This window comes from Haloferax sp. s1, from assembly GCF_058382125.1.
This window is the reverse complement of sequence record NZ_JBZRPK010000555.1, coordinates 1-7,313: the sequence shown is the minus strand read 5'-3', so window position 1 is coordinate 7,313 and position 7,313 is coordinate 1. Positions and strand designations below refer to the sequence as shown.

The following is a 7,313-nucleotide window of genomic DNA, read 5'->3' as shown; positions in this document are numbered from 1 at the left end:
GGAAATGTGCGGTTCCAGTGCGTCGTACTCGTACGGAAGTGGGTCGAGTTCGTAGTCAGACATTGGAAGTTCCACTTGGGACGAAGGTCTGTACCTACATGTAGTTTCGCTGAAGGCGATTTACGTAGAAATTTTGATATATGGTGCGAGCGTAACGAACGCCACAGACCAAGCCCCAAACACTTCAAACATTTTAAAATTTGTAGAATTTTTAAAATTTCCACAAACTCCAAGAAATGCACAAACGGTAGTACACACTTTCACACGACACAGTACAGACACCACCACACAACAAAGACAGAAATGGAACTCGTCGGCAGTCGAGTTATGCGTCGCGTTCGGGACGGTACTGTTCAAGTTCGGACTGAACTGCACCCCACGAAATCGGAGGCTCGAACTCGTTTAGTGTTGCACGGAACGACGCGAGGTGTTCGTCGTGCTCGTCCACCCACTCGGGCTGAGCGAGTTCATCGAGTCGGTCGCCGAGTTGTTCGACACGTGAATCGAGTTCGTCGAGTCGTGCTGCACCGTCCTCAAGCCCGTCGTCGTCTACGTCCGCTCGGGCCGCCATCTCGCGGAGGTCGACGAGTTCCGCACGAACGTCGTCGACGAGAAGTACCGAGACGTGGTATCGAAGCATCGAATCGAGCCAATCGTCCGCGTTGTCGTCTTTGTCGGCCACTCGCTCGACGCTCTGTTCGAGGTCATCGAGAGCGTATTCGAGGGCATCTACGTCGGCGTCGACTTCGCGCACGCGAACGTCGTGATTCGAAAGCCAGTGTTCGAACTCCTCGATGTTGAGTTGGATATCGTCCGCACGCGCAGTAAGTGTCTGTGCTTCTGAAGCCGCGTGCCGAAGGCCGGTGACGACATCGTATATCGGAAGCGACGTACTGTGCCAGTGTGACAGCTCTTGCACAGTAGTGCCGAGTTCGTCGACGCGGTCGGTCACATTCGACACCTTCGAATCGAAGGTGGCGAGTCGAGACTGAACGGCATCAATCGACGCTGCGTCGCCGGCAGTCTCGCGGGCGTCCGAAAGTGCAATCGACGCGAGTTCGGCACGCGTCTCCGCTGTCGAGAGAATCATCGACGTATCTGTGACCGCTTCATCGACGCCGTCTCGCGTTACGGTTCCGTCTTCGGTCACGTGTTCGAGCACCGTGCTGACAGTTGCCGGAGAACGAGTCTCATCTTCTGCGACGATGGCGTCCGTCGCTGCAGATTTCGACAGCCCAATGATACTATCTCGCTTGTCTTCACTGCCCTTCTGGCCCATGATAGTGGTGTTTTCGCCGGGGCGTTATATTTTCTGTCGTATCGGTTATGGAATCATATATAGTCCAACGTACCGCTCTGGGAGGGTACCCTCCACCATGTTCAATAGTTATTGTTACGTGGAACTCTGATAGAACTAAAGTAGTATTATAAACGCATTTTATTTAAACCCGGGTCAGTCCAGGTGATGGCGCACGACTCTCAGAAGTTGGCAGACAGCGTATCACGGCGGGAATTCATCGTTGCATCCGGTGCTGCGGGCATTGCTGGCCTTGCCGGCTGTTCGGGCCAGACGGGGGACACGACGACCGAAGCACCCGCGACCGAAGAAGATACGAGCACGCCGGAAACCGAAGAGGAAACGCCGGAGTCCACGAGTGAACCGAGCGGGCCGAAGATGCTCACTGCGGAAGGTTCCTCGACGGTCTACCCTATCGCGAACAGAGGGAGTTCCTACTGGAACTCCAACGCACCGCCGAGTGACGGCGAATACTGGGGTTCGAGCGGCGAAGGAACCGTCCCCGGCTGGGAGGACCTCGGTGCGCCCGATATGCGTCTCGCCGACTACTTCGCGAGCCTCTACGGCTTCGAGCCGACCGAAACGCAGGCGAACCCGCCGTTCGCGACCAGTATCGGTCTGAGCCACTCCGGGACCGGCTGTAAGTCCGCCCGCGACGGTCTCGTCGACATCGGCAACTCCTCCGGACCGATCACGGCCGAACTCGGAATTAGCGAGGAGAAGGCCAAGGAGAACTACGTCGACCACGTCGTCGGCCGCGACGGCCAGCCTGTCGTCGTCAGCAAGGATATCTACGACGCCGGTGTCACACAACTCACGGGCGAGGAAATCAAGAAAATCTACCAGGACGACATCACCAACTGGAAGGAAGTCGGCGGTCCGGACAAGGAAATCTACGTCGTCGGTCGCGCGGAAGGCTCCGGAACGGACACCTCGTTCCGCCTGAACATGCTCGGCGATGCCGACGCACCGATGCCGGGTGTCGACACCCGGAAAGGCCAGAATCAGCAGGTCGCAACCGTCGTTCAGCAGAACGAAGGTGCCATCGCGTACATGGCACTCGCCTTCACCGGCCCGCAGGTCAAGCCGATTGCAATCAACTTCGAGGGAACGGTCTACAAGCCCGACAAGGACGCTAAGAACACTATCTTCGACAGCTCCTACCCGCTCAACCGTGACCTCCACCAGTACACGACCATCACGGAGGACACGCCCAGCGGCACCGACAAGCGCGAGGCCGCCTTCATCAACATGTTCCTGACCACCTTCGGCCAGAAAGTGTTCGTCGAGGATAACAACTACATCCCGCTTCCGACGAAGGACATCGAGGCCCAGAAGGACAAGCTGCCGGAACAGGCGTAAGCCCGGCCGCGACACGAAACGGGCCTGAACCGCGTTCTTTCCATTCATTCACGTTCCACCTATGACCATACTCCCACAATACGACGGTGCTGGCCTGCGAACGGCGGTACGGCGCGAGCTTCAGCGAGGTCGTGACTTCGTCGACGAGACCGAACCGGATGCACTCGTCACGGTCACTGTCGCTGCGGTGTCGCTTCTCGCTGCGTTCGTCGGGTTTTTAGCCGTCTCGTCGCTGACGGCCATTCCGTTTGCCGTGTTCCTCGTCGCGACGGGATACGGCTGGATTCGGCACCAAGAATTGACCGCACGCGTGCTCACGCTGACGACGACGATTTCGACGATTCTGATACTCGGGCTCATCCTCGTGTTCATCTTCGCCGAGGCGTGGCCGACAGTCGAGTACGCGACGATGACCGTGTTCGGGATTCCGATTCCGGGACTCCGGCTCTTCGTCGAGACACGCTGGAGCCCGGTCACGCCGCCGGTACGCTACTCGCTAGTCCCGATGATTCACGGGACGGTGCTCGTCACCATCATCGCAACCGCCGTGGCGGCCCCGCTCGGTGTGGCCGCCGCGCTCTTCCTCAGTGAGATTGCACCGCGAACCGTCCGCGAACTCGTCAAACCCGGCGTCGAGATACTGGCCGGAATCCCGTCTATCGTCTACGGATTCATCGGATTCACTATCCTCAGCCCGTGGGCGTCGGACCAGTTCGACATCGTCGGACAGGGGACCTACCTGTTCGTCGGTGTCGTCGTCGGCCTGATGGCGCTTCCGACGGTCGTTTCGGTGGCCGAAGACGCGCTCAACAGCGTCCCCGAGTCGATGAAAAGCGGCTCGCTCGCGCTCGGAACGACCGACTGGCAGACGATGACCTCGATTACGTTGCCCGCAGCGTTTTCCGGCGTCTCGGCTGCCGTCCTCCTCGGTGTCGGTCGCGCGATTGGTGAGACCATGGCCGCAACGGTGATGCTTCGCGGAAGTCCGGGGCTGACGAAGCCACTTTACAACGTCTTCTACGGGAACGACACGCTGACGTCGCTCATCGCGGCGAACTACGGCGACGCCGACGGACTCCAGCTTTCTGCGCTGTTCGTCGCCGGCGTCATCCTGTTCATCACAGTGTTGCTCCTCAGCGTCGGCTCACAGTACATCGAGACGCGCATGCGCCAGAAACTCGGAGGTGCCGAATAATGGCTGGGGCAGTCGAATCCACCCTCGTCAACGAAGACACGTCGGAAACGGAGGCAATCGCCGCAGGCGCGGTCGGCCTCGCGGCCATCCTGTTCGCCCTCTCACTCGCGGCGCTGTTCGACTTCGTGGCCATCACCGACCCAATCGCCGGAGTTCCGGTGGTCGTGCTCCTCGGCGGTCTACTGGTCGTCCTCGGCGGCGCAGTCATCACGTTCGGCGTCGGCTCCCGACTTGGCTACGTCGCCACGCAACCACGACCAAGTGCCGGAGTAATCACCTCAGCGGCGTTCGCACTCCTCTGGTTCGTCGTCGGCGGATTCGTCGCGTCGCAGACGCTCGGACTCGGCACAGTCGGTTGGTTTGCAGTTGCACTCGTGACCGGCGGTGTCGCGTTCGCTGGAACCGCACTCCCGAGAGAGGACCTCGGTTCGACGATACCTGCTGGCGCATTGGCACTCCTCGCTGGTCTCGTTTTCCTCGGTGGCGTTATCGACCCATCGTGGGTCTGGAGTCTCGGCTGGGAGCAACAGGCGTCGTTCAAGGCCGAGTTCGCAATTCCGGCCGTGACGGCGTTCTGTTCACTTCTCGCCGGGTGGGCGTCCGCAAAGGCCTACGGTGGATTCGGCGCTCGCGGCCGCCACGTCGGCGCGTACGTGCTCGTCTACATGAACGCGTTGTCCATCATCACGGTGTTGTTCCTCCTCGTCGCCTTCACGGTTCTCAAGGGGCTTCCGGGCCTGTTCAAGGGACTCACGCTGGGTCTCGGGGCTGGTCCCGAGACGACACTCTTTGGCGTGACGTTCAACCTCCCGGTCTCGTGGCCGTTCGTGATGAACGGCGTCGCACTCCTCAACGATGTCAACGGCGTGCTTCCCGCTATCGTCGGAACTATCTGGCTCGTCGTCGGCGCGGTGCTGTTTGCCGTTCCGCTCGGCGTCGGCGCGGCCGTCTTCATCACCGAGTACGCAGAGCGCGGGCGCTTCACGCAGGTGGTCGAAGTCGCCACGAACGGGCTGTGGAGTACGCCGAGCATCGTCTTCGGGCTGTTCGGACTCGCCTTCCTCGTTCCGCGTCTCGGAAACGGGAAGTCGTTGCTCGCGGGGATGCTCACGCTCGGATTCATGCTCCTCCCGCTCGTCGTCATCACCAGCCGCGAGGCGATGCTGGCGGTCCCCGACGAGTACCGAGACGCGAGTGCGGCACTCGGCGTCTCGAAGTGGCAGACGGTTCGAAGTATCGTCCTCCCGGCGGCGCTTCCGGGAATTGTCACGGGTATCATTCTCGGCGTCGGCCGCATCGCGGGCGAGACGGCACCGATTCTCTTGACGATGTCAGGGAGCGTCGCACCGCCCGGTAGCCAGACGGTCGACGTTATCGGTGGATTCGAGTTCACGGCGTCACCGCCGTTCGTGGACAATCCAGAACTTCTGAAGGCCACGTCGGCACTCCCGTACCAACTGTACTCTCTTATCACCGCGGGCGTCGGGCAGTCGTCCAACATCGGCAACATCGAACAGTTCCGATGGGCGACGGCGCTCATCCTGCTCGTCGTCGTTCTGAGCTTCTACGCGGTAGGTATTGCGACCCGGTACTACTTCCGGCGGAAACTGCAGCACGAGTGAACACATGAGCGAAACCACCCAGACGACGGACGACGGACAGCAGACAAACGACGGACAGCAGACAAACGACGGACAGCACGCAACCGGCCAACCGCTCGAAGTCACGAGCGGCGAGACGCGAGAGAAGACCCGAGAGGAGTGGGTCGAACACGAGTTCGAAGGCGAAGCCAAACTCACCGTCGAGGACCTCGACGTGTACTACGGCGACGACCACGCGCTAAAGGGCGTCTCGATGGAGATTCCAGAAAACAGCGTCACGGCGCTTATCGGTCCCTCCGGCTGTGGGAAATCGACGTTCCTCCGGTGTCTCAATCGGATGAACGACCGCATCAAAGCGGCAAGTATCGACGGCTCGGTCGCGCTCGACGGCGAGGAGATTTATCAGGACGGCGTCAACCTCGTCGAACTCCGAAAGCGCGTCGGAATGGTATTTCAGTCGCCGAATCCGTTCCCGAAGAGCATCCGAGACAACATCTCGTACGGGCCGCGGAAACACGGTGACCTCGACACCGGAATGCTTGCAAACCTCCTCGGTCGAAGCGACGACGACGCGGTCGACGAACTCGTCGAGCGCTCGCTTCGACAAGCCGCCCTCTGGGACGAAGTTCGAGACCGACTCGACGACAACGCGCTCGGACTGTCCGGCGGGCAACAACAGCGACTCTGCATCGCCCGTGCGCTGGCGACCGACCCTGAGGTCCTGCTTATGGACGAACCGGCGTCCGCCCTCGACCCCATCGCGACGTCGAAAATAGAGGACCTCGTCCACGAACTCGCCGAGGACTACACGGTCGTCATCGTCACCCACAACATGCAGCAGGCCGCGCGTATCTCGGACCAGACGGCAGTGTTCCTCACCGGCGGGGAACTCGTCGAATACGGAGAAACCGAACAGGTGTTCGAAGACCCAGAGAGCCAGCGCGTCGAAGACTACATCAGCGGAAAGTTCGGATAGACCGCGCCCGCGACACGAGAGCGCCGCCTCGTCCCCGACGAACTGACGTGACGGCACCCTCCGACGACCTGCAGGCGGCAAACGGCCGGTCGGCGGCGTCTCTCGTTTTCCTCTCGTCTCTCGATTCCACGAGATTGTAGGAGTAGGCGTCGCCGAAGAACTGGCAATTGAACAACAAAAACACGGCATACTCGAAAACAATGGAGACACGCAAGATTCAGCAGGTCAGCAACGGGACCTTCACCGTCTCGTTACCCAGAGACTGGGCAGACGGTGAGGGGATTACCACCGGGACGGTCGTCGGCTTACACACGCACATCGACGGAGTGCTCGTGATTCAGCCCCCGGAATGCGAGGACGAGTCGTCGATACAGATGACGGTCCAGGCTGGAGACGACGGGTATCTCGAACAGACCCTTCGAGCCGCATACGCCGCCGGGTCGAACGAGGTCGTCATCGAAGCCAACGGGTCGTTCGACAGCGACCAGCGACAGACTATCAGGCGAGTCGCGCGGAATCTCGTCGGCGTGACGATAACTGAAGAATCCGAGGCGCACGTCACGGTACGGAACGCCCTCGACGCAAACGAAGTTTCGATTCGCCAGTCGGTCCGCCAACTCCAGTTCGTCGCGGTGTCGATGCACCGAGACGCGACTGCCGCACTGACTGGTGACGCCCCCATCGATGGCTTCTGTGACCGCGACGACCGCGCTGACCGATTGTTCGCCATGGTCGACCGGCACTTCACCCGCGGACTCGACCGCCTCGACGAGGTTGACGCGCTCGCCGCAACACGGACAGAACTATTCCGCCTCTCCACCGCAGCGCGGGCGTTAGAGCGCATCTCCGCCCACGCCGATCAAATCGCCTCTGCCGCATCAG

At 60.7% G+C, this 7,313-nt stretch carries 6 protein-coding genes; 5 read left to right on the top strand and 1 reads right to left on the bottom strand.

What is annotated here, in order from left to right:
* Positions 1-325: 325 nt before the first annotated feature.
* Positions 326-1,279, bottom strand: a complete 954-nt coding sequence (locus QT222_RS10035; RefSeq protein WP_491477087.1) for a halo transducer protein — start codon at positions 1,277-1,279, stop codon at positions 326-328.
* A gap of 186 nt (positions 1,280-1,465) precedes the next feature.
* On the opposite strand from QT222_RS10035, the gene QT222_RS10030 reads away from it, so the two are divergent.
* The 5 genes from QT222_RS10030 to QT222_RS10010 all read left to right on the top strand — a co-directional run.
* Positions 1,466-2,659: a PstS family phosphate ABC transporter substrate-binding protein gene (locus QT222_RS10030; protein WP_004060715.1), complete on the top strand. Its 1,194-nt coding sequence runs from the start codon at positions 1,466-1,468 to the stop codon at positions 2,657-2,659.
* 61 nt (positions 2,660-2,720) lie between these two features.
* Entirely contained in the window at positions 2,721-3,854 is a 1,134-nt protein-coding gene (gene pstC, locus QT222_RS10025; protein WP_004060716.1) for a phosphate ABC transporter permease subunit PstC, read from the top strand.
* Positions 3,854-5,476, top strand: a complete 1,623-nt coding sequence (gene pstA / locus QT222_RS10020; protein WP_491477086.1) for a phosphate ABC transporter permease PstA — start codon at positions 3,854-3,856, stop codon at positions 5,474-5,476. The genes pstC and pstA overlap by 1 nt, the downstream gene beginning before the upstream one ends.
* Before the next feature lie 4 nt (positions 5,477-5,480).
* Positions 5,481-6,431 carry a phosphate ABC transporter ATP-binding protein PstB gene (pstB, locus tag QT222_RS10015; protein ID WP_491477085.1) on the top strand — a complete coding sequence of 317 codons (951 nt, stop codon included), beginning with the start codon at positions 5,481-5,483 and terminating at the stop codon, positions 6,429-6,431.
* A 200-nt stretch (positions 6,432-6,631) separates the two neighbouring features.
* A partial coding sequence (locus tag QT222_RS10010; RefSeq protein ID WP_491477084.1) for a PhoU domain-containing protein occupies positions 6,632-7,313 on the top strand: 682 nt, incomplete at its 3' end.